This is a genomic window from Syntrophaceae bacterium, assembly GCA_013177825.1.
Lineage (GTDB): Bacteria > Desulfobacterota > Syntrophia > Syntrophales > PHBD01 > PHBD01.
Window position 1 is genome coordinate 1 of the sequence record JABLXX010000005.1, and the last position, 26,203, is coordinate 26,203.

Here is a 26,203-nt window from a genome sequence, read left to right on the forward strand (position 1 = left end):
CCGAACTTCTCCTGGCGGTGCCGGACCTCGAACACCGAGAGCCCGCGTTCGGGGTCGGTGTCCAGGAAATCGGCCACGTCCCCGGACCGGCAATGGTGCCAGTGTTTGCAGAGCAGGGTTTCCATTGCCAGGCTTCCTCCTTTTGTGAATACCGCGGGACGCTTTTCCTTGCGCAGCCCGCCTTGCCGCTTCCGGACAGGACTCCGGAATACAGTTTACCGGCAACACTCCGTCGCGTCAACGAAATGGGGCATTTCCGGGTCTCGGCGGGGTAATCCGGGCGGTGCTACAGGAAATACTTGATCACGGCGAATCCGCCGATGAGAAGCACGGTAAAAAGAATGGCCAGCCAGTTGAAATGCCGGTCGATGAAGCCCTTGATCGGCACCCCGAACCTCCAGATCAGGAGCGCCACCAGGAAGAACCGGGCGCCCCGGGAGACGACCGACGCGACCAGGAACATGGGCAGGTTCACGTCGAAGGCCCCGCCGGAGACGGTGAAGACCTTGTAGGGAATGGGGGTGAAGCCGGCTGTGAAAATGATCCAGAAGTTCCAGGTCTCGAAGAGTCCCTGGATGTAACGGAACAGGTTCACGGTGAAGCCGGGAACGTTATCGAAGAAAAACAGGGCCACCGGCGAGAACACGCCCGGCCCGTCCCACCAGACGAAGTACCCGATCCCGTAGCCCAGAAGAGCACCCAGAACGGAGGCCATCGTGCAGATGGCGGCGAAACGGAAGGCTTTTGACTGGGCTCCCAGCACCAAGGCGATGAGGAGCGGGTCCGGCGGAATGGGGAAGAACGAGGCCTCCGCAAAGGAAAGAACGAACAGGGCCGGCGCCCCGTAGGGGGTGTCGGCCCAGTGGAGGACCCAGTCGTAGAGGCGTCGCAGGAGCTTCATCCGCAGGCATGTCCGTGAGTGAATATGGGCGGCCCGGCGTCGGCCGGACCGGCAGTGTTCCCTATCTCATTTCCCCGGCCCGGACAAGTCAATTGGTCATTTTTTTCAGGATCTGCTCCAGTTTGCGGATCTCCTCCCCGTAGCCCGCCCAGTTGCCCTGCCGCTGCATCTCCAGGGCTCGCTGATAGGACTTCATGGCCTCCGCCGCGAGATCGCGGATCGATGCCTGCTTCTCCGCCACCGGGGCCGCTCCCGCCGCCGCGGAGGCGACGGCCGCTTTCCGGGCTCCGAACAGGCGCTGGAGGGCCAGGTCGAGGTTCTCCTCCATCACCACCTCGTTCTCGTAGGCGACAATGACCCGCCGCAGCTCAGGGAGCCCGACGGCGTCCGAGGCGGCAAGGTACAGCGGCTGCACGTACAGGAGGGACCGCTCGATGGGGATGACCAGGAGGCTTCCCCGGATCACCCTCGAACCGTGCTGGCTCCAGAGGGTCAACTGCTGGGAGATGTAGGAATCCTGGTTGATCCGCGCGTCCACCTGCTTGGGCCCGAAGATGAGCCGGTCACGGGGGAACGTGTAGACCAGGAGTTTTCCGTACCCGGGGGCGTCGCACCGCGCAGCCAGCCAGGCGGCCAGGTTGTCTCTTTTGGCCGGCGTGTAGGGCAGGAGCAGGATGTACTCCTCCTTCTTCGCATCGGGCAGCTTCATGATCGTATAGTAAGGCTGCATGTACTTTTCGTTGAAGACCGGCACTTCCCAGAGGTCCTCCTTGTTGTAGAAAACCTTCGGATCCGTCATGTGGTAGGCGGAGAACATGGAGGCCTGAAGCTGCAGAAGCGACTGGGGATAGCGGATGTGTCGCTTCAGGTCGGCCGGCATCTCGTCCAGGCTCCGGAACAGTTTCGGGAAGATGCGCATGTAGACCTGGATGATGCTGTCGCCGGGATCGCTGATGTAAAAAAGGACGTTGCCGTCATAGGCGTCCACGGTGACCTTGACGGCGTTCCGGATGTAGTTGGCGTTCCGGACCAGCGGGTTGGTGCGGGGCGCCGGCTTCGAGTAAGGCATCCGGGACGATGCCGTGTAGGCGTCGACCATCCACACCAGTTTTCCCTCTTCGTTGATCACCAGGTACGGGTCCGCATCGAAGATGAGAAACGGGGCGATTTTCCGGATCCGCTCCCGGACGTTCCGGTAGATCAGGATTTTGCTCTCGGCGGTGATGTCGGAGGAAAAAAAGATCTTTTCCGTCTGGAACTTCATGGAGAAAAGCAGCCGTCGGGCCGGGGAGCCTGTCGCCACTCCCCCGGTTCCCGCATAGGACGTGTAGATATTGCCTTCGGGAGTCGGATAGCTGAACTCGGGGATCTTTGTCTTCACGATGACATAATCGTTTGACATCTCCCCGTAATAGATCTCCGGCCGCTTCACCTTCAGATCCGTTTCGCTCGCCGGCGGAATATCCTTGATGAAGAACTCCGGCAACCCTTCCTTGCTGATCCGGCTCACCGGTCCCAGGGTCAGGCCGTTGCCGTGGGTGAAGATCAGGCGCTCGTTGATCCAGGTTTTGCTCGGCAAGTCGGCGTACGACAACTCCCGGGGCGACAGCATGACCTGGAGATACTTCCCGTCGACGGTATAGCGGTCGTTGTCGACGTCCATGAACCGGTAGTACGTCCGGATCTGCTGCAGCTGGCTGTAGGTGCGGAGCAGCGGGGCATGGTCCCAGAGGCGGATGTTCCGGATGGTTGCATCGTTCCGGTCGATGTCCCGGCCCGTGAGGTTGTAAGCGACGTCGAAGGGGATTTCCTGGATGCGGTCCAGGTCGTAGCCGAGACGGGTGAGGCGGATGTTGTTTTCGATATAGGGTGCCTCCAGGAGCAGCTCGTTGGGCGCCACCTTGAATTTCTGCAGGACCGCCGGGTAGATCGCAACGCCCAGGAAATAAACGACGAACGCCAGCCCCAGGGGAATCGTCGCCCATTTCATGGATTTCTTGTGGATTCCCAGGATCACGCCGATACCGGCGAGAGGGGCAAGCACCGTCAGGATCCGGTAACCCAGGAGCCTGGCGTGGACGTCGGTGTAACTCGCGCCGAAGACGACTCCGTGATCGGAATAGAGCATGCGCAGCGAGTCCAGGTAAAATCCGAAACCCATGTTCACGACCAGGAGGCCGAGGAGAAACCCGAGGTGGCGGGTTACCCGGGGATCGATCCGGATCTGACGCTGGGTCAGCAGGACACCGCCGCTCAGGAAGTAGAAAATCCCCGTCACAAGGACGGCCAGGATCAGGCAGAAATCAACGACCTGCTTGAGGGAGTCGAAAAGGGAATATTGAAAGAGATAAAAACCGATGTCCTTCCCGAAGACCGGGTCGTTGACGCCGACGTTCAGGGCGTTCTGGAACAGCAGGATGTCGTCCCACAGGGAGGCTCCCCATTTGCCCATCATGATCGTCGCAAAAAACAGGATCAGGCCCGTAACAATCAGCCGCACCTTTTTTACGGCGCCGGGAGGGATCGGAAGGGGGGTGCCGCCGATCTGGTACGAACTCGGCTGGGGGAACTCGACCCGGCCGGCGATGAACAGGTTCGCCAGGGCAACACCAAGGAACAGCAGGGCTAAAACGGCCCCGGAGGCGATCTGTGTCGTCAGGGTTTTCATGAAGACACTCGTGTAACCAGTCTCGACGAAAAACAGCCAGTCGATGTACAGGTCGACGAGAGACGATAGCAACGGCAGCACGACCAGGAATACGATGAGTATCCCGATGAAAATCCATCTGTTTTTTCTCATAACCTCTCCTGATTGTCTTTTGCTGTCCGAAACCCGGCCGGTTTTGTCGGATATTCCGCTCTTTCAGACCGCGCACGGGAATGCCCGGCCCGGAAGAAGCTCCAGTCGGGGATTTCGCCGCGGGAGTGCCCCGGTGTCCAGATCACGGCGGATTTCATCGAGGGTGGCGACACGGCAACCTTTGGCCCGGAACTGTTCAAGGAGAAAGATAAACGGTTGATCCCAGATGCCGCCCTCCGCTTCGGCATGAACGGGAAGTACATGGAGCCCGCCCCCACGGAGGGCCGACAGGACCGCCTCCGTTCCTCCTTCGACGCCGGCCTCCTCGAAGCATGGCAGGTCCGAGGGAATCTCCGGAATCCCCAGTCCCTCGTAAAGGAAGGGCTCCGCCGCCCGGGTGCAGCTCAGATACTCGAACCGGTATCGCCCCAGGATTTCCAGGACCCGGTCATCGACCCTCCAGGAAGGGGCGCCGAAAGCTGTGGGCCGCCGGCCCGTGAGGGAACGAAATTCCTCGGTTCCCTTCTCGAACCAGTCTTCGATCCACTCCCGGGATCTCTCCGCGAGGTCGTCCTGCCAGCGCCGGTGGTCCCAGGCGTGGAACTGGACCTCATGACCTTCATCCAGAATACGCCGGACCAGCCCGGGAAAGGACAGGGCGATCATGGGCGACGGCAGGAGGGTGCCGTAGAGGGCCGTCCGGAAGCCATAGAGCCCCGGGGCGTTCGTCCGGAGCATTTTCTTCAGGAACCGCGGATTTTTCAGGAGCTGGAGGAGCGCCCGGCCCGAGGCGTCGGGCCCGATGCTGAGAAAGAAGGTCCCCTTCAGGCCGAAGTCCCCGAGGATGTCCAGGAGACGGGGAACCCCGTTCTTCATCCCCTGGTACGTGTCCACGTCGATCTTCAGGCCCAGAACGGGATCCATCAACCTCCCCTTACCCTTCCGCCCTTTTATCTTTCCGCCCTTCCACTTCACAAGGAATCGACTGGCGAGGGGTCGCACGACGTTCGAGCATTCAGGGAGAGGGACTCCCTTCGCGCTCAGAAGCGTTTTTTCGACCCTGCATCGTCTCGCTCCGCTGCAAAGTCATAACTCGCACCGGACGGTGCAGAGACTGATGACTTTGCGGGCGCTGCGCTGCGACGGCAGGGTACCCCGAAAAAGCCGCTATTCGCGCTCCGGGAAGCCCCCCTCCCCAACCAATGTTCGCGGGGGCGCGACCGGGGGTTTCCAGAGGAGCGATTAGGACTTTTTTCCCATCCCTCCAGCCTGACGGACCTTCGCCACCGGATCGCGGGAAAAAACGTCCGCGACGGCGGAAGCCCCCGTGGCAGTCCCCCGCGCCCCGACCGAACCGGCCAACCGTGGGGGCGCGACCGGGGGTTCCAGGGGAGCAGGAGCAGTCTGTTGAGACCACCTTCAGAAGGCTGTTCAAAAAGGGTGGAATGCGAGGCGCCCGAAATCCCGCGCCGCGAGTCTTACTGTTTCGTAGGTCGAGCGGAGCGGGATGAGGGCAACACAGCAGACGCCCTTTTTCAACAGCCTGTTGATTGTCAGATTTTGTTTTCTTCCAGGAACGAGTACAGCGTCCGCCGCATCGATTCCTCAAGGTTCACATTCGGCTCCCAGCCCAGCAGCCGCCGGGCCTTCTCGATACTGGGCTTGCGGGTATAGATGTCCTGGTAGCCCTTCCCGTAGAAGTCCTCCGCGGGCTTCTCGATGATCTCCGAGTAGGCCTTGTCGGCGCGATGGTCCGGGTGCTCCGTGAAGATGCCCTTCAGGAGGTGGGCCAGCTCCCGGACGGAGCATTCGTTGGAGGGGTTGCCGATGTTGATGATCTCGTTCTTGCAGGCTCCGTCCTTGTTATCCAGGATCCGGATCAGTGCGTCGATGCCGTCGTCCACGTACGTGAAGCAGCGCTTCTGGTGCCCCCCGTCAACAAGGGTGATGGGACGCTGCATGAGCAACTCGGCGATGAACTGGGTCACCACCCGGGAGCTGCCCTCCTTGGCGGTGTCGAGGGAGTCCAGCCGCGGTCCGACCCAGTTGAAGGGGCGGAACAGGGTGAACTCCAGGTGTCCCCGGGTACCGTAGGCGTAGATGACCCGGTCCAGGAGCTGTTTGCAGCACGAGTAGATCCAGCGCTCCTTCTGGATGGGTCCCACCGTGAGAAAGCTTTCGTCCTCGCTGAACTCCGGGTCCGCGCAGGCGCCGTAAACCTCCGACGTGGAGGGAAAGACGATCCGCTTGTGGTATTTGACGCACTGCTTGACAACATTGAGGTTCATCTCAAAGTCGAGATGGTAGACGCCGATGGGGTCCTCCACGTAGAGCTTCGGCGTGGCGATGGCTACCAGCGGCATGATGACGTCGCACTTCTTGACGTGGTATTCGATCCACTCCCGGTTGATGGCGATGTCGCCCTCGAGGAACTGGAACCGGGGGTTGTGCATAGCGCGGCCGAGGCGGTCCTCCGCCAGGTCCATACCGTAAACCAGCCAGTCCGTCTCGTCCAGGATCTTGTTGGTGAGGTGGTGGCCGATGAAACCGTTGACGCCCAGGATGAGAATCTTTTTCGTCGCCATTCGCTTGTCCTTTTCGAGAAGAATCGTCTTTCCAATGTCCCGTGAATTCTGGGAAATCGCTCTTTACGATGTTTTGATGCTTTGCGCAACCCCAATCGGGAATCACCTCGCAATCCGGGGACATCCGCTACGGTACACGTCGCCCGACCCCTTCGCCACCCGTCACCGGCATCTGCCCGGGCGGGTCTGCAGACGCCTCCCTTCGCCCGGCTAATGACTGAAACCCTTCATATTCATTGAGTATTTCTTTTTCCTGTGGTAAGTGGGCACCCAATGGTCGTCCCGGTCCGGAACGACCCGATTCATTTCAGGGTCCATGGATATATTCGTCCCTGGAGGATCCCTGCGTGGTCGGCCCGCCATTCGGAAAGGGGCGTCTGCTTTTTCCCTTTCCGATCCGGCGGCCCGGAGATCGAGCCTGTCCCGAACCTTTCCGGAGATCTTTGCATGGATTTGAAACCCTATCCCCTGGAAACACTCTTCGGCCGCATCATGAGCCCCTTCGAGCGCTTTCTCAAGCAGACCACGGCGGGCGGAATCGTTCTCATCGGGACGACCGTATTCACCATCCTCTTTGCCAACACACCCTGGGGCGGATGGATCCACCATCTTTTCGAGCAGACCGCCGGGATTACGGCGGGAGGAGAGGTTTTCCTCAGCCTCACTCTCCACCAATGGGTCAACGAAGGGCTCATGGCCCTGTTCTTCCTGCTGGTGGGACTGGAACTGAAGCGGGAATTCCTGGTGGGAGAGCTTTCAAGCCCGAAGGACGCCGCCCTGCCGATAGTGGCGGCTGCCGGCGGGATGGCCGTTCCCGCGCTGATCTACTTCATGCTGAATCCGGCGGGACCGGCGGCGGCGGGCTGGGGTATTCCCATGGCCACGGACATTGCCTTCGCCGTGGGAATCCTTGTCTTGCTCGCCTGGCGGGTTCCCCGGAACGTGATCATTTTTCTGACGGCCCTCGCCATTGTCGACGACCTGGGAGCGGTCCTGGTCATCGCCCTCTTCTACACCCAGGCCATCGACTGGGTGAGCCTGGGCTCGGCGGTCGTCATGCTGCTGTTCCTGACGATGCTCAACCGGGGAGGCATCCGGCATCCGCTCCCCTATGTCCTGGCCGGGATTCTGCTCTGGGTCTTCCTGCTGAAGTCGGGCGTCCACGCCACCATTGGCGGCGTCCTGCTGGCATTCACGATCCCCGCGAAGCCCGCCCACACACCGGAACAGTTTGATCGCTCACTGGAGGAACTGAAGGATGCCTTCCATGCGGAGACCTGCGACCCCGAATCCTCGGGAAATCCCCTGAGCAGCCTTCGCATGGCCACCCTCGCGGAGGCTCTGGAGAAGGAGGCCATTGCGGTTCAATCTCCCCAGCAACGGATCGAACACACCCTCGCCCCCTGGGTCACCTTCGGCGTGATCCCTCTCTTCGCCTTCGCCAACGCGGGGGTGGACTTTTCCGCCATCGAGGGTTGGGAGGCCCTGGCGGACCCGGTCACCCTCGGCGTGGTTCTCGGTCTTGTCCTGGGCAAGTTCTCCGGAATCAGCGGGGCAAGCTGGCTGGCCGTCCGGGCCGGACTGGCGGTCCTTCCCCGGGGTGTCGGCTGGATTCACCTGTGCGGGGTCTCCTGGCTGGCCGGTATCGGCTTTACCATGTCGCTCTTCATCAGCCAGCTGGCCTTTCCCGCGGATCCATCCCTCGCCGAAAAGGCGAAGCTGGGAATCCTTTCGGCGTCGCTCGTGGCCGCCGTTATCGGATCTGCATGGATGTACCTCGCCGGGGGAACCAAAGGGAAAGGGAGCCGGCATCCAGGCTCCACCGCTCCGGACACCGGCAGCGCAGCCTGCGGAGGAACCAACGGGACATCTTAAACCCGCTGGGCCTTCCTCTGTTTCTTCTGCTCGTACATCAGCGTGTCCGCCCGGGTCATCAGGTCGTCGAGACTGGAGGATTCCTGCGGGTCGCACCGCACCGTGCCGATGCTGATGGATATCTTGTAATCCCTGCCTTCGCGGGCGTTGTGCACACGGAGGCACTCCTCGAAGCGCCCGGTGATGGCGTCGGCATGGTGCAGAGACGCCCCCAGCGCCAGGACCACGAACTCATCGCCGCCCACCCGAGCGATGATGTCGGATTCGCGGAAGGCCTCCTTCAAAATCGAGGCTGCCTCGACAATTGCTTCGTCCCCCATCCTGTGGCCCAGGTTGTCGTTGATCCACTTCAGGCCGTCCATGTCGGCGAAGAGAAGCACGATGTCCATGCGATTCCTTTGCGCGATCTTCATCTGTTTTTCGGCAAGGGCCACGAAGCCCCGGCGGTTGAAGAGGCCTGTCATCGCATCCGAAACGGATTGCCGTTGCAGTTCCTCCTCGAATCGCTTCCGCTCCGAGATGTCGCGGAGGATCCCGCTGAATCCGACAGGCTTCCCAGTCGGATCCTTCCGCAGGTTCACAGAGGTCTCCACATGAACCGCTACGCCGTCCTTCCGGACCAGTCGGCATTCGAAGAGACTGAGGCCGACGCCGGTCCGGAAGACTTTCCCGAACGTCTCCGCGACCTCCGGAACTGTTTCCATGTCCATGATCCGCTGATAATTCAACCCCCGCAATTCCTCCGGGGAATATTTCAGCATCGCGCAGGCCGCCGGATTGAAGAAGGTCAGGTTTCCCCGGAGGTCCGTCTCCACGTAGCTCTCCCACATGTTTTCAAGGATTTCCCGGTACTTTTCTTCGCTCCGCTGGAGGGCCTCCTCCGCCGCCTTGCGCTCGCTCACATCGTCGCAGACGGCCACGATCTCACCGGAGGGAAGCTTGTAGACGTAATTTTCAAGCCACTGGGAAACGCGGTCATCCCGGTACGGCAACGCGCCCATCCGTTTCGGCTTCCCTGTTCTCCAGACCTGGATGAAGACGTCCAGAAGGCCCATTGCCCGCATTCCGGGAAACACGTCCCGAACGCTCAGGCCGACGACCTCTATTTTCCTGACCTTGCCGATCCTCTCCATGGACCGGTTGAGGTCCCGGATGACAAAATCCATGCCGTCGGCCAGGGCCTCGTATACGACCACGCCGCTGCTCATGCTGCCGAACAGCTCCCGGAACCGCTCCTCCTTGAACGCGATGGCCTGCCGGGACCGGCTGACCACATGGACCATCGACAGGACAACCGTGAAAAGCAGGAGAACGGCAACCGTCAGCAGGATGCCCGCCATCCGGTAGACCTGGATCCGCTTTGTCGAATTCAGAAGAACGACGGACCAGCCCTCTTTGTTGAACAGCCTCCGGGAGACGATGAACGTTTCCCCGTCCAGAACGGCCTCCGTCCCGTCGGTGAGTTCATCGTCCAGGACGGCATCAAAGCCCCTCTTCCCGAACTGCCGGGACAGGCCCAGCGCAGCCGCCGATTCCGCCCGGACCGGCCACAGGCTCTTCAGAATCCGGCCGGGGCTGCTCGACAGGAAAACGATCCCGTTGGGATCGACCAGGTAGCAGTGGGGGTACTTGCTGAAGAAAGATTCCGTCGTGTCGAGGATTTTTTGCATGGCGGCGACGCCGACAATCGCGCCTTCCCGGTCCCTCACCGCCTGGCTGGCAAAAAAGCCGCGTTTCCCGGAGGTGATGCCAACCCCGAAATACCGGCCCCCGAGGCCTCGCATCGCATCCTGGAAATAGGGCCGCGACTGGAAAGACACGCCGACGAAACTGTCCGGGTCCGGACGGTTGGATGAAGCGACCGTCCGTCCCTCTCTATCCATCAGGTAGGAGACGGAGGCATTCAGACTGGTATTGTACCGGTCCAGGGCGGCATTCGCCTGTTCGATGTCGGCATCCTTCCCCCCGGTCAGGGCTGGAACGACCAGTGGGGAACCGGACAGGGCCCGGACGGCGCCCTCTATCCTCTCGCACTCGGAGTCCAGGAGAACCGAGATGGTCAGGGCTGCGGCCTCTCCCTCGCGGATGATTTCCTGCTGTGCCCGGCTGCACAGGGTATCCGTGGCCATCCAGCCGGCCAGGACAACGGCGGCCACGAGGAGCGCCGACAGGACCGTCAGGCGGAACGGGGTCTCGAGCTGTCGTTTTTCCATGCCGAATCCTTTTACATCCTGCCGTCGACGTCGATTGCACAGCGGTTTTCCACGCAGCTCCCCGCCGATCGGACCGGCTCATTCAGGAGAACCGGCAGGATCACGGGCAAAACGGAGCCCTTCCAGGGGCCGGAAGCGATCCCGCAGGGAGGCCCCTTTCATTCTCCCGCCGCCCGTCTCGACCTCCAGGAGCTCCAGCAGGCCGTCCCCGGTCGTCACGAACACCCGGTTTCCATCGAGGCGGATGCTTCCCGGTCCAGCCGTTGTCGCCGCCGCGTAGGTCGGTGTAAAGATCGGCGAAGACGAACGGCCGATCCCGGAATCCACCGGCAGGCCCCACCAGACGATCAGCTTTTCCCCGGCGGGAAGAAACGTGAAGGCCCCCGGCCAGGGGTCCGTCACGGCCCGGATGAGGTTGTAGATGCAGAGCGCCGGCCGGTGCCAGTCGATGAGGCCATCGGCGGGCCTCCGCCCTCCGAAGTAGCTCCCCCTGGACAGGTCCATCGGGATCCGGTGTGCGGTGCCCGTCGCGATCAGCGGGAGGACTTCCGCCAGGAGGTCCGTCGCTGCCCGGCAGAGCTTGCGGTAAAGGGTAAGCGCCGTGTCTTCAAAAGCGATGTCCACGGCCCGCTGCCCGACGATGTCTCCCGCGTCTGGCTTCGCCACCATGTGATGGAGCGTAACCCCCGTCCGGGTCTCGCCGTTGACCAGGACCCAGTTCACCGGCGCCCGCCCCCGGTAGGCCGGAAGGAGCGAGCCGTGGAGGTTGTAGGCCCCCGCGCTTGCGAGGTCCAGAATCTCCGGACGGATCATATGGCGGTAGTAAAAGGAGAAGATCACCGCCGGCTCCAGGGCGGCGATCCGTTCCCGCCACTCCGGCGTGCTCAGACTTTCCGGGCACAGGACGGGAATGCCCCGCGCCTCTCCCCAGGCCCGGACGGAGCCGAACCAGATGTTCTCCCCCGGGTCGTCGCCATGGGAGAAAATGGCCCGGATTCCGAAACCCGCCGCCTCCAAGGCGTTCAGCCCCGTGATCCCCATGTCGGAGTAGGCGAAGACGACGGCGTTCATGGTGCCTCCGCCTCGTGAACCCGCTCGATGACGTATTCGGGGCGCTTCCGCACCTCCCGGTAGATCCGGCCGATGTACTCGCCGATGACGCCGAGGGCGAAAAACTGCATCCCCACGAAGACGAAGAGGATGGCGAACAGGGTGAAGACGCCCTGGGCCGCCCAGAGGGCCCCGTAGACAAGCCGGGCCACGGCGAGGAAGACGCCGAAGAGCACCCCCAGGACGGACATGGCGATGCCGCCGTACATGAGCATCTTCATGGGAAAGTCGGAAAAGGACGCCACCAGGTCAAACTGGAGGTTGATCAGTTTCCTGAGGGGATAGTTGGATGCGCCGCCGTGGCGCTCCTCGTGGGCCACCTCGATCTCCGTCACCCGCTTGGCGAAGACCGTCGCCAGGGCCGGGATGAAGGTCGCGTGTTCGTGGCAGGCGCTCATGCGCTCCACCACGGGGCGGCGGTAGGCCCGGAGCATGCATCCCCAGTCTGTCATGTGGACTCCGGTGATCCGGCGGGCCATCATGTTGACGATCCGCGAGGGAATCTTCCGGAAGATCGAGTCCTTCCGGGCTTTGCGGATGGTCCCCACGACGTCGTAGTTTCCCTCTTCCATCGCACTCAGGAGGTGGGGGATCTCTTCGGGTGGGTTCTGAAGGTCCGCATCCATGGTTACGACGATCTCGCCCCGGAGGATGGAAAAGCCGGCCATGATCGCCGCGTGCTGGCCGTAGTTGCGGGTCAGCTCCACCACCCGGATGCCCGGTTCCTTCGCGAACCCTTTCAGAATCGTGAGGGAGCGGTCCCGGCTGCCGTCGTCGATCAGGACGATCTCGTAAGGCCCGTCCAGGCCTTCCAGGACGGGCCGGAGCCTTCCGAGGAGGGCCTCCAGGTTCTTTTCCTCGTTGTAGACGGGGACGACGACGGACAACATCGGTTTCGGATTCACAGTCCTCTCTCCCTTCGCGCCGGCGCGCGCCTTCCCGCGGGTTTGCCGGTTTCGGTGCATGCGTCTGTCGGGCCCTGCACCTCTTCCCTGCTTCCCCGGTTCTCGATCCAATCCGGCATCCGCCGCTCCGCCCGTTTTCTCATCGGCCCAGGATCTCCCGGACGGCCTCGCAGACGTAGGCAACGTCCCCCTCCGTCATGTCCGGGAAGAGGGGCAGCGACAGAATCCGGTCCGCTGCCTGCTCCGTCTCCGGCAGGCGGGGCGATGCGTCGCCGTAGCGCTCCCGGACGTAGGCGAGCCGGTGCACCGCCGGGAAATGAAGACCATAGCCGATGTTGCGCTCCGCCAGCCCCTCCATGAAGCGCTCCCGCGGCAGGGCGGACACCTTGACCACGAACAGGTGCCAGGGGTGCTCGTGCGGATAATCCGGAACACCCGGCAGGTCGAGGCCGTCGATCCCCGACAGTCCCTCCCGGTACCGGTCCGCCAGCCAGCGGCGCCGGGCGTTGAATTCCTCCACCCGGTCCATCTGGACGACCCCGAGTGCCGCCTGGATGTCCGTCAGGTTGTACTTGAAGCCCGGCTCCCGGATGTCGTAGGACGGATCCCCCCCCTTGCCGTAGCGCTTCCAGGCGTCCCGCTCGATGCCGTGGAAGCGGAGCAGCCGGATCTTTTTCTCCAGTTCCTCGTCGTCGAGGGTGACCATCCCCCCCTCGCCGGTGGTGACGTTCTTGATCGGGTGAAACGAGAAGATCGCCGGCACACCGAATCCGCCGGCGTGGATTCCCCGATAGACGGTTCCCACGGCGTGGGCGGCGTCTTCGACGACGGTGATCCCTCGCCTCCGGGCAACCTCCAGCAGGGGGTCCATGTCCGCCGGAGCCCCGGCGAAATGGACGGGGATCACGGCCTTCGTCCGGGGACCGATCGCGTCCTCCACCTGCCCGATCTTCAGATTCAGCGTGTCATAGTCCACGTCTGTGAAAACCGGCACCGCGCCGGCCAAGGCGATCTGGTTGACCGTGGAGACAAAGGTCAGGGAGGGGGTGATCACCTCGTCTCCCGGCCCGATTCCCAGGGCCAGGAGGAGCAGGTGCATCCCCGCCGTGGCGGACGTCAGGGAGATGGCACAGCGGGCACCTGTCCGCTCCCGGAAACGGGCCTCCAGATCGAGGCACTTCCGGCCTGTGGTGATCCAGCCGGAGCGCAGGCAGGCGGCCACCTCCGCCACCTCCCGATCCCCGATGGACGGCCTGCTGAAAGGCAGGAATTCTTTGCGGATCTTCATTCGGATCTTCTTTCCGGCCGCCGCCGCAAATGGAACGCGTGCCGGTCCGCTTCCCGGTCCGGGCGTTTCGGTTTCGCTTCAAACCCTATGCGGAGCGGCCTTTTCTGTCAATACCCCGGATCCGGCGGCGCCTCCGGCCGGTCCGGCTTCGGCAGGCGGATCATGACATAGTTCCCGTTGGTCCAGAGGACCTGCATGGCCGGGACCTCCTTCCGGATGTGATCCACATTTTCCTTTCCCGCCGTCACCAGGTAGATCTCGTGCCCCTGCCGGTAGTAACGGTAGAATTCGAAGAACATTATGAACCACTTCTGGCGCTCGTCCTCGGGAATCTGCAGAGCGCCGTAGAAAAGCTCGCCCACTTCGTCCACCACCGGCGTCCGCACCCCCGTGTAAAAGTCGATCCCGTAGAGATTGATCCGGTACTGATAGAGTTTCTGCCCGGCCGGGAGATGCTGCGGCATTGCCTGGACGACCGGCAAGGCCGACTTGTAGGGCGTCAGGAACCGGCCGGCCGGAAAGATCAGGGAAAGGAAAAACAGGGCCGAGACCAGATAGATCCCCAGGAAACGGCCGCTCCCGTCCGGACGGCGCAGCCTGTCCGGCAGGATTGCCAGCAGGATTACCAAGACCAGGGGCGGGGCGATCCACAGCATCCACTCCCCCGGCGGCATGCCATGCTCCGGCAGGAAGACCGGCACGAACAGGGCCGCACCCAGGAGAACCGACTGGAGGATCACCGGCCCGCGCACCCTCCATCCCCCTGCCACTGTTTCCTCCTCCGACACCAGGAACAGGCGCCCCAGAAACACCGCCAGGGGCGGGAACAGGGGGGCGACATAGGGAACGAGCTTCGAGGAGGAAATGGAAAAAAAGACCAGGATCAGGCCGAACCAGGACAGGAGAAAGCGCTTCTCATCCGCTCCGAAGGACTCCGCCCACTTGCGGCGAAAACCGCCCGCGGCGGAGGGCAGAAAGCCCAGCCAGGGAATGATCCCGCCGACCAGGACCGGCAGGAAGAACCAGAAGGGCTCACTCCGCTGGTGGAACTTCGTTGTATAGCGCAGGAAGTGTTCCTGGATGAAGAAGAAGCGGAAGAAGTCCGGGTTCCGCTCCTGGACCAGGAGCAGCCAGGGAAGCGTCACCAGGAGGAAGATCGCGATGCCCACCGGCGATAAGAACCGCAGGATGTCCCGCCAGCGGCGCGAGAGGACGAGCCAGAGCCCTACGACGCCCGCCGGGAAGACGATGCCGATGAGCCCTTTCGTCATGAAGGCGAGGCCGGAGAGGAAAAAGAAGAGGTACAGCCAGCCCCGGCGGTGCTCCCCGCCGGCGAAGAAGCGGTATCCCGCCCAGATGGCGGTGCAGACGAAAAAGGCCAGCGGCATGTCGAGAATGTTGATCCGTCCGATGACGGCGTGGAAGGCACAGGTGGTCAGGACGGCGGCGGCATAGAGCCCCGTCCGGCGGTCGTGGAAATACAGCCCCATCCGCCAGGCCAGGAGGATCAAGCCCCAGGCGCAGAGGGCCACGGGCAGGCGGGAGGCGAATTCGTTCTTTCCGAAAAGGTGAAAGGACAGGGCCGTCGCCCAGTACATCAGGGGCGGCTTCTCGAAGTACACGACCTCCTTGAGGTGGGGAGTGACGTAGTCGCCCGTGGCGATCATCTCCGCCGGGATGCCGCTATAGCGCCCCTCGTCGGGCTCCATCAGGGGCATGAAGGGGAGTGTGCCGGCGTAGAGAATCAACGGGACAACCCACAGAATCAGGATTTTTTTCCAGTCCTTCACGGTTTCCTCGGGGTCGAAAAAAGTGGCGAATCATATAAAGACCGTCCCCCCTTGTCAACGGACAAACGGGGACGGACGCCGTCCGTGAAGGAGCGGCGGCTCCTCCGCCGCAACGCCTCAAATCCGTTGACAACGGAAGGCTCTCTCCGCTACACACTGTGCCGGAACGGCCGGGGAATACCGGTTCGGCCCCGGGACGTCCCTTCTCATCAATTCCGCCCTTTCCCAGATCCCGGGACATTCCGGCCGCTCCCATCATCCCGACGGAGGTACCATCATGGCATTGATCGAATGGAAAAAGGACGAAACCGTAGCCATCGCCACCATGACCGGCGGCGAGAACCGCCACAACCCGGACTTCACGAAGGCGGTCCTGACGACCCTGGACGAAATCGAGGCGGACCCGGCGATCACCTCCGTGGTCATCACCTCCAGCGATCCCAAGAACTGGTCCCAGGGCATCGATCTCGCCTGGATCACCGCCGCCTACAACGAGAAGCGCTTCCAGGACGTCAAGGGCTTCCTTTACGGCCTCAACGACATGTTCAAGAGAATCCTCACCTATCCCATGCCCGTCATCGCCGCCATCAACGGCCATGCCTTCGGCGACGGCAGCATCATGGCCTGCTGCTGCGACTTCCGCTTCATGAAGTCGGGCCGCGGCTTTTTCTGTTTCCCCGAGGTGGACATCAGCATCCCCTTCCTGCCGGGCATGCAGGCCATCATCACGAAGGCCTTCCCCTACTACAAGGTCCAGGAGGCGGCCTTCAGCGGCAAGCGATACGGCGCCGACGAGCTGGCGGCCCACCACGTCATCGAGAAGGCCTGCCCCGACGAGGAGACCCTGTTGAAGGAGGCGGTCGCCTTCGCCAAAACCTATCAGAAGAAACGTCCCATCTTCGGGGAGATGAAGAAGCGGTTCCACAAGAACATCATCGCCGCCATCGAGAACGAGGATCCGAAGTATATCGAATCCCTGAAGATCATGATGTAGCGGCCGAGGGAAACGTTCGGATGCGGCGTTGCACTTCGTTCGTCGTCGTTGCGGCGTACAGGGAGTACGCCTCTCTCCTCCGACTCGCGCGCCTTGCCTGCGAACGTTTCACACGGCCGCCCGGAAGATTGCCCGCTGCATGAAACGTAAAGGCACGGTATGATGTAGCGGCCGAGGGAATAAAAAGGTAAAAAGGGGACAGATTGAAATCTGTCCCCTTTTACACATGTCTCCGTGACAGCCCCCGCGCCCCGAAAGAACCGTCCAGCCGGGGGGGCGCAGGAAGGCAGGCAGAATGGCCGGGATCATCAACCGCTACCTATTCCGGGAAATCGCCGTCCCTTTCGGCATGACCCTGTTCATCCTGACGTTCGTCCTCCTCATGGGGAAGATCGTCCAGCTGGTGAGCATGATGGTCAACCGGGGCGTCGGCTTTCTCGACGTGGTCCTGCTCATCCTCTACCTGATCCCCTCCTTCCTGGTCTACACCATCCCGGTCTCGCTCCTCGTTGCCATCCTGATCGGCCTCGGTCGCCTCTCGGGGGACAACGAGATCACCGTCCTCAAGTCCGCGGGCCTCAGCCTCTACCAGCTCGCCATTCCCGTGGCGGTCTTCGCCGGGCTGGCGTTCCTGTTTACCGCCGCCGTTACGTTCCATCTCGTACCCAGCGGGAACTCGGCGGCGAAGAACCTCGTTTACCAGGTGGCGCAGCAGCGGGCCGCCCTGGGCATCAAGGAAAAGGTCTTCGTGGACGACTTCCGGGGAATCCTCATCTATGCCGACCGGGTTGCCGACAAGGCCGAATTCCTGGAGGGGGTCATCATCTCGGACAACCGGATCACCGGCGAGCCTTCGACGATCTTCGCCCGGCGGGCCTACCTCCTGGCGGACCCGGTCCGGATGGTGATCATCCTCCGGCTCTACCAGGGCAGCACCCACACGGTCGACACAAACCTCCAGAACTACCGGAAGCTGGACTTCGAGCTCTACGACGTGACCCTGGACCTGATGCCGGCCCTCGCCTCCGCGGCGGCCCAGAAATCCAGCACGGAGATGACGGCGGGTGAGCTGCTCGAGCGCATCCGCAAGGCCGGTGTCGATCCGGCGGCCCTGCGGGAGTTGGCCATCGAGCTGAACAAGAAGATGACCATTCCCGTTTCCTGCCTCTGCTTCGGTCTCCTGGGCGTTCCCCTGGGGATTCGGGCCCATCGCTCCGTTAGGTCCCGGGGAATCACGGTCGGATTCCTGATCGCCCTGTTCTATTATCTGATCCTCATGGGCGGGGAGGCCCTGGCGGAACTGGGCCGGATTCCCCCCGCCGTCGGCACCTGGACTCCGAACGTCCTCTTCGGCACCCTGGGAATCGCCCTGTTTGTCCTGGCCGCCCGGGAGCGGCCTTTTCCGGTCCCGCGCCGGGCGGCGGAGACCCTCCGGCGCTGGTGGGAGAAACGGAGGCCGGCGGCATGACGATCCTGGACCGCTATATAACAAGGGAGTTTCTCCGGCTCTTCGGCGTGATCGTCCTGTCGCTCCTGCTGCTCGCACTGATGGTGGACTTCTTCGGGAAGATCCGCTACTTCATGAGCAACCATGCGTCGATCGGCCTGGTGGCGGCCCATTTCTTCTACATGATCCCCATGATCGTCGCCCAGACCATCCCGGCGGCGGTCCTCATGGCCACGCTCATGACCTTCGGCACCATGTCCCGCCACAGCGAGATCACGGCGATCAAGGCCGGCGGCGTCAGCCTCTACCGGCTCGCCCGTCCCGTGATCCTTCTATCGGTCGTCATCGGCGTCGCGGCTTTCTTCATCAGCGAATGGATCATGCCCTACACGAACACCCGGGCGGAGACGATCCGGCTGATCGAAGTCCAGAAGAAGCAGGACATGCCGGCCTTCAAGCAGAACCAGATCTGGTACCGCGGCAAGGACGGGGTCTACAATTTCAAGTTCTTCGAGCCCCGGACAAACACCCTGCGGGGAATTTCCATCTACTACCTGACGCCGGATTTCCGCCTCTCCCGGCGGATCGATGCGGAAAAGGCCGAATGGAAAGACGGGGCATGGGTCTTCACGAAACTCCTCATCACCCGTTTCGACCAGGGGGGCTTCCCCGCCCTGGAGTGGGTCCCCCGGAGGATCGTGAAGATTCCGGAAAAGCCGGAAGACTTCAAGATCGTTCAGAAGGACACCGAGCAGATGGGGTTCTTCGAGTTGAGGGACTATGTCCGGAAGCTGCGCTCGGAAGGATACGACGCCACCCGCTATGCCGTGGACATGCACGGAAAGGTGGCGTTCTCACTGGTGACGGTGATCCTGGTGTTCATCGGGATTTCGTTCTCGCTCAGGGAGGAGCGCGGTGGGGGCGTCAGCCGCAGCATCGGCGCGGCCATCGTGATCGGCTTCTCCTACTGGCTCGTCCATGCTTTCAGCCTGTCCCTGGGGCGGGCCGGCACCCTGCCGCCGCTCCTTGCAGCCTGGCTCGCCAACATCCTCTTCCTCGCCGTCGCCGCGTTCATGTACTCCCGGATCCGGACCTGACGAATCGTCCAGACGGCCTCGACAGCATAAACCGGTGCCCGTTGGTTCAGACCCTGCGAAAATCCTCCGGCCCCAGGAGCTCGAAGCCCTGTCCGGTGAGAACCGACTCGGCAAAATCCGGGTTGTCCGCCCGGAAAATGATGACGGCACTGTTCTTGAGCTTGTCGAGGAACGTGTAGAGGTAGTCCACGTTCAGCCCCTCGGCCGCGAGGGCCGCGAGGGCCAGGGCAAGCCCGCCGGGCCGGTCGGCGACCTTGACGGCCAGGACTTCGACTTCCTGGAAACGGTACCCCCGGCTGCGGAGCAGATCGGCCGCCGCCGCCGGGTCGGGAACGATCATGCGCAGCACACCGAAGTCCCGGGACTCGGCGATGCTGAGGGCCCGGATGTTGATCCCGCTGTCGCCCAGGAATGTGGTCAGCTCCGCCAGGGTGCCGGCCCGGTTCTCGAGAAAAACGGAGAGCTGGGTAATCTTCATGGCTTCGCCTCCTCCTCCCGTTTCCGGGCCTCTTCCACCATCAGCACGCCCAGAGCGATCGAGGCCAGCCGCGCCGCCGGCGGGTCCGACCGGGAGCTGATCAGGATGGGCACCCGGGCGCCGACAATTACATGGGCAAGGTCCCTGCCCGCATAGTAAACGAGGGACTTGCCGAAGATGTTTCCCGCCTCCAGGTCCGGCATGATGAGGATATCCGCCTCGCCCGCAACAGGGGACTCCACCTTCTTGATTTTCGCCGCCTCGGGCGAAATGGCATTGTCCAGGGCGAACGGTCCGTCGACGACGCAGCCCGGTACTTCCCCGTAGGAGCATATCTTCGCCAGGGCCAGGGCGTCCACGGTGGACCGCACCTCCGGCTGTACCTTCTCCACCCCCGAGAGGATCGCCACCCGGGGGACCGGGATGCCCAGGGCATGGGCGACGGCGACGGCGTTCCGGATGATCTGGATCTTTTCTTTCAGGTCCGGCGCCACATTGACGCCGCCGTCGGACAGCATCATGATCTTCCGGACGCCTTCCCGCCGGTCCTCGAAGAGGGCGACGTCGCTCATGAGCCGGCCCGTCCGGAGGGTCCGGGGCCCCTTCAGGACCGCCTGGAGGAGACGGTTCGTCGAGATCCCGCCCTTCAGCAGGATGTCCACCTCTCCCGCCGCCGCCATTTCGGCGCCCCGGTCGGCGGCGCGGTCCATGTCCCGCTCGTCGATGATCTCGTGCCCCGCAGGGTCGGCGCCGGCCTGCCGGAGCATCTGCTCGATCAGGGCGCGGTGCCCGATGAGAACCCCCCGGGCCAATCCCTTCCGTCGGGCCTCCTCGATCGCCTCCACGGAGGAGCTCTCCTGGGGCGCAATGACGGCCACCGTCTTCGGTCCCAACGCGGCGGCCCTTCGGACCATCATCCTGAAATTCCGGATCACGTTTTCCCCTCCCCGCCCGCTGCAGGAAAAATTTCCCGCGGGCCATCAATCCTTCAGTACAAACAGGGCATCTGCTGCGACAGGCCAGGGACCGTCGAGGATCACCGGGTTGAGGTCGATCTCGGCGATCTGCGGATGCAGCACGGAAATCCAGCCGAGGCGCTGGATGACCTGCACCAGGGCCTCCCGGTCGGCCTCCGGCTGGCCCCGGAACGCGCCGAGGAGATCCTTGCCCCGGATGTCGTCGAGCATCTCCTCCGCCTCGGCGTCGGAAAGCGGCGCGAGACGCAGAGTGTTGTCCCGGAAGATCTCCGTATAGACGCCGCCCAGGCCGAAGAGGATGCAGGGGTCGAAGCCGGGAAAGCGGGTCATGCCGACGACCAGCTCCCGTCCGCCGGGTATCATCTCCTGGACGAGAACGGGGACGCGCCGCCCCGCCGCCTTGCGGATGCCGGTGAAGGCCTTGCGGACATCGGCCTGCTTCTTCAGGTTGAGGGCGATGAGCCCCTTGCCGGACTTGTGCATGATCTCCCAGGAGCAGGCCTTCAGCGCCACGGCGCCGCCGATGGTTTCCGCGGCCGCCGCCGCCTCGCCGGCGGTCCGGGCGAGAATCTCCCGGGGAACCGGGATGCCGTACAGGGCGAGAATGCGCTTCGCCGCGTGCTCGTCCAGGGCCTTCTGTCCCGCCTTGACCGCCTCGTTGATGATCCGGTCCGCCTCGGCGGACTTCTCCGGGGCGGCCGGGGGATTCCCCGCTTTCCGGCTCTGCGCCTGGAAGCAGCGGTACAGGCTGATCATGGCCCGGGCCGCCTTCTCCGGGGCGTTGAAGACGGGAATGTCGTTGTCCTGGTACGCGGCGGCGAAGTTGTCCTCCCGGTCGAGGAAGGAGCAGACGATCACGGGCTTGCCGAACTTTTTCGGCAGAGCCATCGCCGGAGAGAGATCGTGGACGACGCCTCCGAGGAACTGATCGAGCGTCATCTCCTTCAGCAGGGGCTTGAAGTGCGGGAAGACTTCCTTCATCCAGCCGGTCATCATGGGACCGTGGATCAACAGGCCGTCCACCTCGCCGCTGCCCAGGATGATCTCGGGGATCCGCACGGTCATGTACTCCGTGTCCAGGTTGAAGGTCATGTCGACGGGGTTGCCGCTGGCGGCGTGGGGCGGAATGAGCGGCCGGATCTGCTGCTGGACGGCCTCCGAGAAGGGGACGACGTCCAGTCCGCCCTGGTCGCAGGTGTGAGACATGGCCGTTCCGGGCCCGCCCGAGTGGGTCACGACGCCGATCCGTCGTCCCCTGAGCGGCGGTTGGGTGGCGGCGGCCCAGCCGTGGGCGTAGAGGTCCTCGATCGTCTGAACGCGGACAATGCCCGCCTGCCTGAAGATTCCCTCGTAGAGGAAGTCCGGTCCCGCCATGGCGCCCGTGTGGCTGAGCCCAGCCCGGGCACCCGCCGCGGATCCGCCGACATACTGGGCGAAGACGGGTTTGTGCCGCGTGACCTTCCGGGCCGTCTCGACGAAGCGGCGCCCGTCGCGGATGGCCTCGATGTAAAGGATTACAGCTCGGGTCTGATCGTCCTCGCCGAAATACTCGAGGGCGTCGATGATTCCGATGTTGGCCTCGTTTCCGGAGCTGATGGCCTTGCTGAGGCGGATGCCCTGCCGGCGCAGGAAATAGAGCGTCTGGGTCACGTAGGTCCCGCTCTGGGAAGCGAGCCCCAGGAGACCCGGACGGTCGTCGAGGTGCATGACCGTCAGGTTCAGGTGGATCTCCGAGTTCAGAATCCCCATGCAGTTCGGACCCAGGAACCGCATCCCGTATTTTGCGGCGATGTCGTTGACCTGCTGTTCCAGGACCTTCCCTTCGGCCCCCACCTCGCGGAAGCCCGCCGTGCAGACGATGACCCGCTTCGTCCCCCGCTGGCCGAAACCCTCCATGAGCTTGGGGACCTCGCCGACAGGGGCGACGATCATTCCCAGGTCGGGGGCCTCGGGGAGTTCGAGGGGTGAGGAATAGGCGGGCAGGCCGAAGACGACCTTGTCCCGGGGATGGATCGGGTAGATCGGCCCCTGAAAGCCGTCGTGAAGGGCACTCAGGGCCTGCATGGTCCCCATCTTCATGAGGTTGTTGCCGGCACCGGCGATGGCTACGGACTTGGGACTCATCAGGGCATGAAGCGGATTTTCGGACATGAGCGACAGCCTCCTCGAAAAAGAGCGGTTATAATGAACGGGCGAAACCATAACACCCGTGCCAGCCACTGTAAAGGCCTGACTCGAACCGGTCGAGCCCAAGCCCCGTCCGCCTTGGGGAAGCGGCGGCCCCAAAACTCAAGCCGAACCGTCACCGACGCCGCCCGCCCCATTCGCGTGCACGACGTCGATTCCCTTCTTGACTTCACCTGTATTCCGCATGAAAATGTATAAGGTATTTGAGGCCTTTCCATCCCTCCACGGCAGCAGCGAAAGCCCGGAAAGGCCGTCCGTCGATTTCCGAACCGTCTACCCGCAATCTTCCTCATCAGAACAAGGAAGGCCGCCATGAACAGAAAGGATGATCAGCCCGGGAAAACGTCCTCTCTCCGCCGCCGGGAGCGAGCCCGGCCGAAGAAGCAAAGAGCGGAGGACAAGTCCTCCCTGCCGGCCGGAAGGAGCGGCAAGACCGCAGACGGCCCTGAACGGATCATCCATGAACTCGAGGCCCGCCAGTCGGAACTGACGAGACAAAACGAGGAACTCCGGCAGATATGGGCGGAAACCGAAGCCGCCCTGGCGAGATATGCCGATCTCTTCGAATTTGCCCCGGTCGGGTACTTCACCCTGAATCCCGACGGTCGGATCGTGGAGGCAAACCTGATGGGAGCACGGATGCTCCAGGTGAATCGATCCTCCCTCCTGAATCAGCCCTTCAGCCGTTATGTGGCGCACGAATCCAAAGGCCTGATCCGATCGTACGTGCAGGACGTCATTCAGAGCCGCGAGAAGCGGATCTGCGAGCTGCAGGCTCGCCGCAGCGACGGCTCCACTTTCTTTGTGTCCGCGGAAAGCATGGGCGTCTGGGACCAGAAAGACCGGCTGCTGAAATTCCTGATCGTCATCGTCGACATCAGCGAACGGAAACGGATGGAGGAGGAGCTTCGCCGGAGCGAAAAACGCTATCGCCACATCGTAGAGGATCACGCGTCATTCATCTGCCGTCACAGGGGCGACGGAACGATCACCTTTGTGAACGAAGCCATCTGTGAACTTATGGGAAAGGCAAAAGAGGAGATCCAGGGCTCCAGCCTTTACGATTACATCCCGATAGAGGACCATCCGGTCGTCCGGGAGGCCATTGCCTCCCTGTCCAAAGAGTGCCCCGACTCAAGACAGCTGCACCGCGTCGCCCTGCCGAACGGCCGGATCGTCTGGCACGAGTGGATCAGCAGGATGGTCTTCAACCCACGGGGTCAATTTGTCGAGTATCAGGCGGCGGGCCGCGACATCACGGAAATCCAGAAGGCGCAGGAAGCCCTCCGCGAGGCAAAGGAGAACCTGGAGCGGCGCGTCCGGCAGCGCACAAAGGCACTGGCGAAGGTCAATGAAGATCTCGTAAAGCGCGAGCAGGAGCTGGAAGAGGAGTCCCGGCGGCTGCAGGATGCGAACACGGCCCTGAAAATCCTCCTCCATCACCGGGAGGAGGACCGGCGGAACCTGGAGGAGAGCGTCCTCACCAACGTCCGGAAGCTCGTCCTGCCGCATCTGGAAACGCTGTTGCGGAGCCGCCTGTCGCCGGTTCAGTCGAATCTGGTCAACATCATCGAAACGAACCTGAAGGATCTCGTTTCCCCTTTTTTGAGGACGTTGATGGGGCATTATGCAAATCTGACCCCCAGGGAAATCGACGTGGTCCACCTGGCGCGAGAGGGAAAGACGGCCAAGGAAATCGCGGAGATCCTGAACAGTTCTGTTCGATCCATCGAGTTCCACAAGGCCAACATCCGGACCAAGCTGGGATTGAAAAACAGAAAGGTCAACCTCCGCAGCCACTTGCTTTCGCTGAAACCCTGAAGCATCCGGCCCGCCCTGCCAGCCGGGAACCCATGCAGACCGGCATCCTGAATACAAGGTTTTACCTGACAGAAACCCCGAAAAAACACTGTATTGCCATTCCGCGCCGATTGCGCCAGCATACGTCGCCTAGAATCATCCCATTAAAATAAATCCTACACCTTCGTTTGACCCAAGAGAAAGGAGCAGAAATCATGAGCGCAGAAGCAAGAAGAGATACAGGCTCGTCCGCTTCCTTCGCCCCCTTTTTCGGCGGAGCCGGCCTGGAGCAGGCAAAGGCCTGGGAGGAATCGCTGACGGGCTTCTACAGGGGCCTGTCTGACGCCTGGTCCGCTTCAACGAAGAACATTGCATTGCCCCAGGCCGGGATTACGGAAGGGTGGGAAGACATGCTGCTTTTGTCCCGCGCCGTGTGGAAGGAGCCCTTTTCCGGCCTCGCCACCGTCCAGGACCGGATGGAGGCCTTCGCAAATTTGGCCAGGGTCCAGCAGCAAAGCGGACAGGATCTGTACCGGTCCTTTGCGGACTGCCTTCGCCGTGTCTCGGCGGCCCGGCAGAGCGGAGGGCTGGAGAAGGCCATCCAGGTCTGCCTGGAATCCCATGGAGAACTGATTGACGAGATGGAGTCCTCCTGCCGGGACCAGGTCAAGGCGTTCTTCGACGTCTACCGCTCTCTTATTCCCCGGGAAAACAGAACCGGAAAGGTCAGGAAAGAGAAGGCGTCCTGAACGCGAGGCAGCGACCGCATTTCGACACATCGCGCCGCCCCCGGATTCCGGAAGCATCAAGTGGAGGGAGCTATGAAGACAAACGAAAAGACACTCCCGGAGAAGCAGACGCAGACGTCGCAGTCGGCACCGCGCACCCCTTTCCGGACACCCTGGAAACCGGAGGAAGACCGTCCGCCGGAGCAAAAGCAGGTCCGACTGGACGAGCATCCCCCGGAACACCTGACGGCCACGTACTGGGGATGAGGAGGAGCCGTCATGTTCACCCGCGAAATCGTCTGCATGAACTGCGGCGAGGCAGGCAGGATCGAAGTGCCCGGCTGCGACAAGGGGACGATGCCGTCCTCCCTGTTCCGCTACCTGGGACACAACCCCCTGTCGGGGCACATGCATTACCAGTGCCCGGCCTGCGGAATCGTACTCCTGGTGGAGCCCATGGCCGTTCTCACGACCGGCGGCCTCCTTCAGGGCTGCCCGCGTCCCTCCGGCCATCCGCCACAGGAACGTTCCATCCTGGAGGATCTGTCCCGGGGGATGGCGCTGATCAAACGCCTTATCCATCCGACAGGTTCCAGCCATTAGGGCCGCTTGAGCACGCCGTCCGTTCTTTTCCATCCTTCCACGCCCCGTGTTCATAAACCGCCGTCTCGCGCGCCGCTCATGCTCCTTCCGTCTTTCAACGCAGCGATCGTCTATTCGAGCGATAGGCCTTCACGAACGGATGGAAAACGCCTTGTCCGCCGGACGATCACAAGAGGGAGACTTCCTGATGAAGATGCAGATGATATGGACCATCGCAAGGAAATGGGACATCCCGTTCCGGGTCGGTGTCACGAAGACGGACCTGGTCCGGGAGATCCAGAAGCGGGAGGGTTTCGGTCCCTGTTTCGGAACGAAAGAGACTTGCGGGGAAGAGCTTTGCCTCTGGCGGGATGACTGCCTGCCCCGCAAATAATCGCAGGCGGTGAAACTCGCGGGTTGCACGAACGGAAGCCGACATTGCGAAA

The 26,203-nt window shown here is 62.6% G+C and carries 21 protein-coding genes; 9 read left to right on the top strand and 12 right to left on the bottom strand.

The annotated features are described in order from the left end of the window. Positions 1 to 286: 286 nt before the first annotated feature. From HPY65_10965 to HPY65_10980, 4 genes are all read right to left on the bottom strand, one after another. Positions 287 to 901: a DedA family protein gene (locus HPY65_10965; protein NPU84997.1), complete on the bottom strand. Its 615-nt coding sequence runs from the start codon at positions 899 to 901 to the stop codon at positions 287 to 289. Positions 902 to 989: 88 nt separating this feature from the next. Beyond that, positions 990 to 3,701, bottom strand: coding sequence for a UPF0182 family protein (locus tag HPY65_10970; GenBank protein NPU84998.1), 2,712 nt, complete (start codon positions 3,699 to 3,701; stop codon positions 990 to 992). Between the two features lie 63 nt (positions 3,702 to 3,764). Next, on the bottom strand, positions 3,765 to 4,625 hold the full coding sequence (locus HPY65_10975) for a polysaccharide deacetylase family protein (GenBank protein NPU84999.1): 861 nt from the start codon (positions 4,623 to 4,625) through the stop codon (positions 3,765 to 3,767). A 629-nt stretch (positions 4,626 to 5,254) separates the two neighbouring features. Next, positions 5,255 to 6,286, bottom strand: coding sequence for a bifunctional UDP-4-keto-pentose/UDP-xylose synthase (locus tag HPY65_10980; protein NPU85000.1), 1,032 nt, complete (start codon positions 6,284 to 6,286; stop codon positions 5,255 to 5,257). A gap of 447 nt (positions 6,287 to 6,733) precedes the next feature. On the opposite strand from HPY65_10980, the gene nhaA reads away from it, so the two are divergent. Beyond that, a complete protein-coding gene (gene nhaA, locus HPY65_10985; protein ID NPU85001.1) occupies positions 6,734 to 8,161 on the top strand; it encodes a Na+/H+ antiporter NhaA in 1,428 nt (475 codons plus the stop codon). On the opposite strand, the gene HPY65_10990 is transcribed toward nhaA, so the two are convergent. From HPY65_10990 to HPY65_11010, 5 genes are all read right to left on the bottom strand, one after another. Further along, a complete protein-coding gene (locus tag HPY65_10990) occupies positions 8,158 to 10,374 on the bottom strand; it encodes a diguanylate cyclase (GenBank protein ID NPU85002.1) in 2,217 nt (738 codons plus the stop codon). The genes nhaA and HPY65_10990 overlap by 4 nt on opposite strands. Positions 10,375 to 10,452: 78 nt before the next feature. Continuing rightward, entirely contained in the window at positions 10,453 to 11,445 is a 993-nt protein-coding gene (locus tag HPY65_10995; protein ID NPU85003.1) for a formyltransferase, read from the bottom strand. Continuing rightward, a complete protein-coding gene (locus HPY65_11000; protein ID NPU85004.1) occupies positions 11,442 to 12,374 on the bottom strand; it encodes a glycosyltransferase in 933 nt (310 codons plus the stop codon). The genes HPY65_10995 and HPY65_11000 overlap by 4 nt, the downstream gene beginning before the upstream one ends. A 154-nt stretch (positions 12,375 to 12,528) precedes the next feature. Continuing rightward, the gene (locus HPY65_11005) at positions 12,529 to 13,671 is read right to left on the bottom strand and encodes an aminotransferase class I/II-fold pyridoxal phosphate-dependent enzyme (protein ID NPU85005.1); all 1,143 of its coding nucleotides are present in this window, start codon (positions 13,669 to 13,671) and stop codon (positions 12,529 to 12,531) included. A 113-nt stretch (positions 13,672 to 13,784) separates the two neighbouring features. Beyond that, positions 13,785 to 15,467, bottom strand: coding sequence for a glycosyltransferase family 39 protein (locus HPY65_11010; protein NPU85006.1), 1,683 nt, complete (start codon positions 15,465 to 15,467; stop codon positions 13,785 to 13,787). A gap of 277 nt (positions 15,468 to 15,744) precedes the next feature. Between HPY65_11010 and HPY65_11015 the strand changes: the two genes are divergently transcribed. From HPY65_11015 to lptG, 3 genes are all read left to right on the top strand, one after another. Next, positions 15,745 to 16,461: an enoyl-CoA hydratase/isomerase family protein gene (locus HPY65_11015; GenBank protein NPU85007.1), complete on the top strand. Its 717-nt coding sequence runs from the start codon at positions 15,745 to 15,747 to the stop codon at positions 16,459 to 16,461. Positions 16,462 to 16,756: 295 nt separating this feature from the next. Beyond that, positions 16,757 to 17,929, top strand: a complete 1,173-nt coding sequence (lptF, locus tag HPY65_11020) for an LPS export ABC transporter permease LptF (GenBank protein ID NPU85008.1) — start codon at positions 16,757 to 16,759, stop codon at positions 17,927 to 17,929. Further along, complete coding sequence (gene lptG / locus HPY65_11025) at positions 17,926 to 19,005, top strand: LPS export ABC transporter permease LptG (GenBank protein ID NPU85009.1); 1,080 nt, start codon at positions 17,926 to 17,928, stop codon at positions 19,003 to 19,005. The genes lptF and lptG overlap by 4 nt, the downstream gene beginning before the upstream one ends. A gap of 46 nt (positions 19,006 to 19,051) precedes the next feature. Here the strand turns inward: lptG and HPY65_11030 are convergent, their stop codons facing one another. From HPY65_11030 to HPY65_11040, 3 genes are read right to left on the bottom strand one after another with little or no spacing between them, the layout of a single operon-like run. Further along, the gene (locus tag HPY65_11030) at positions 19,052 to 19,483 is read right to left on the bottom strand and encodes an ACT domain-containing protein (GenBank protein ID NPU85010.1); all 432 of its coding nucleotides are present in this window, start codon (positions 19,481 to 19,483) and stop codon (positions 19,052 to 19,054) included. Beyond that, positions 19,480 to 20,418, bottom strand: coding sequence for a bifunctional enoyl-CoA hydratase/phosphate acetyltransferase (locus tag HPY65_11035; protein ID NPU85011.1), 939 nt, complete (start codon positions 20,416 to 20,418; stop codon positions 19,480 to 19,482). Before HPY65_11035 ends, HPY65_11030 begins: the two co-directional genes overlap by 4 nt. Before the next feature lie 45 nt (positions 20,419 to 20,463). Further along, complete coding sequence (locus HPY65_11040; protein ID NPU85012.1) at positions 20,464 to 22,611, bottom strand: acetate--CoA ligase family protein; 2,148 nt, start codon at positions 22,609 to 22,611, stop codon at positions 20,464 to 20,466. A gap of 348 nt (positions 22,612 to 22,959) precedes the next feature. On the opposite strand from HPY65_11040, the gene HPY65_11045 reads away from it, so the two are divergent. The 5 genes from HPY65_11045 (at position 22,960) to HPY65_11065 (ending at position 26,151) form a co-directional block, all read left to right on the top strand. Next, on the top strand, positions 22,960 to 24,468 hold the full coding sequence (locus HPY65_11045) for a PAS domain S-box protein (protein ID NPU85013.1): 1,509 nt from the start codon (positions 22,960 to 22,962) through the stop codon (positions 24,466 to 24,468). Positions 24,469 to 24,662: 194 nt separating this feature from the next. Beyond that, on the top strand, positions 24,663 to 25,196 hold the full coding sequence (locus HPY65_11050) for a hypothetical protein (protein NPU85014.1): 534 nt from the start codon (positions 24,663 to 24,665) through the stop codon (positions 25,194 to 25,196). A gap of 72 nt (positions 25,197 to 25,268) precedes the next feature. Beyond that, complete coding sequence (locus HPY65_11055) at positions 25,269 to 25,442, top strand: hypothetical protein (protein ID NPU85015.1); 174 nt, start codon at positions 25,269 to 25,271, stop codon at positions 25,440 to 25,442. 12 nt (positions 25,443 to 25,454) lie between these two features. Next, positions 25,455 to 25,778, top strand: a complete 324-nt coding sequence (locus HPY65_11060; protein NPU85016.1) for a hypothetical protein — start codon at positions 25,455 to 25,457, stop codon at positions 25,776 to 25,778. A 187-nt stretch (positions 25,779 to 25,965) separates the two neighbouring features. Beyond that, on the top strand, positions 25,966 to 26,151 hold the full coding sequence (locus HPY65_11065; GenBank protein ID NPU85017.1) for an SAP domain-containing protein: 186 nt from the start codon (positions 25,966 to 25,968) through the stop codon (positions 26,149 to 26,151). Positions 26,152 to 26,203 lie beyond the last annotated feature (52 nt).

Excerpts from the sequence above, each read along its gene's own strand:
- HPY65_10965 (NPU84997.1), bottom strand. The coding sequence starts at position 901 with ATGAAGCTCCTGCGACGCCTCTACGACTGGGTCCTCCACTGGGCCGAC.
- HPY65_10970 (NPU84998.1), bottom strand. The coding sequence starts at position 3,701 with ATGAGAAAAAACAGATGGATTTTCATCGGGATACTCATCGTATTCCTG.
- HPY65_10975 (NPU84999.1), bottom strand. The coding sequence starts at position 4,625 with ATGGATCCCGTTCTGGGCCTGAAGATCGACGTGGACACGTACCAGGGG.
- HPY65_10980 (NPU85000.1), bottom strand. The coding sequence starts at position 6,286 with ATGGCGACGAAAAAGATTCTCATCCTGGGCGTCAACGGTTTCATCGGC.
- nhaA (NPU85001.1), top strand. The coding sequence starts at position 6,734 with ATGGATTTGAAACCCTATCCCCTGGAAACACTCTTCGGCCGCATCATG.
- HPY65_10990 (NPU85002.1), bottom strand. The coding sequence starts at position 10,374 with ATGGAAAAACGACAGCTCGAGACCCCGTTCCGCCTGACGGTCCTGTCG.
- HPY65_10995 (NPU85003.1), bottom strand. The coding sequence starts at position 11,445 with ATGAACGCCGTCGTCTTCGCCTACTCCGACATGGGGATCACGGGGCTG.
- HPY65_11000 (NPU85004.1), bottom strand. The coding sequence starts at position 12,374 with ATGTTGTCCGTCGTCGTCCCCGTCTACAACGAGGAAAAGAACCTGGAG.
- HPY65_11015 (NPU85007.1), top strand. The coding sequence starts at position 15,745 with ATGGCATTGATCGAATGGAAAAAGGACGAAACCGTAGCCATCGCCACC.
- lptF (NPU85008.1), top strand. The coding sequence starts at position 16,757 with ATGGCCGGGATCATCAACCGCTACCTATTCCGGGAAATCGCCGTCCCT.
- lptG (NPU85009.1), top strand. The coding sequence starts at position 17,926 with ATGACGATCCTGGACCGCTATATAACAAGGGAGTTTCTCCGGCTCTTC.
- HPY65_11030 (NPU85010.1), bottom strand. The coding sequence starts at position 19,483 with ATGAAGATTACCCAGCTCTCCGTTTTTCTCGAGAACCGGGCCGGCACC.
- HPY65_11040 (NPU85012.1), bottom strand. The coding sequence starts at position 22,611 with ATGTCCGAAAATCCGCTTCATGCCCTGATGAGTCCCAAGTCCGTAGCC.
- HPY65_11045 (NPU85013.1), top strand. The coding sequence starts at position 22,960 with ATGAACAGAAAGGATGATCAGCCCGGGAAAACGTCCTCTCTCCGCCGC.
- HPY65_11050 (NPU85014.1), top strand. The coding sequence starts at position 24,663 with ATGAGCGCAGAAGCAAGAAGAGATACAGGCTCGTCCGCTTCCTTCGCC.
- HPY65_11055 (NPU85015.1), top strand. The coding sequence starts at position 25,269 with ATGAAGACAAACGAAAAGACACTCCCGGAGAAGCAGACGCAGACGTCG.
- HPY65_11060 (NPU85016.1), top strand. The coding sequence starts at position 25,455 with ATGTTCACCCGCGAAATCGTCTGCATGAACTGCGGCGAGGCAGGCAGG.
- HPY65_11065 (NPU85017.1), top strand. The coding sequence starts at position 25,966 with ATGAAGATGCAGATGATATGGACCATCGCAAGGAAATGGGACATCCCG.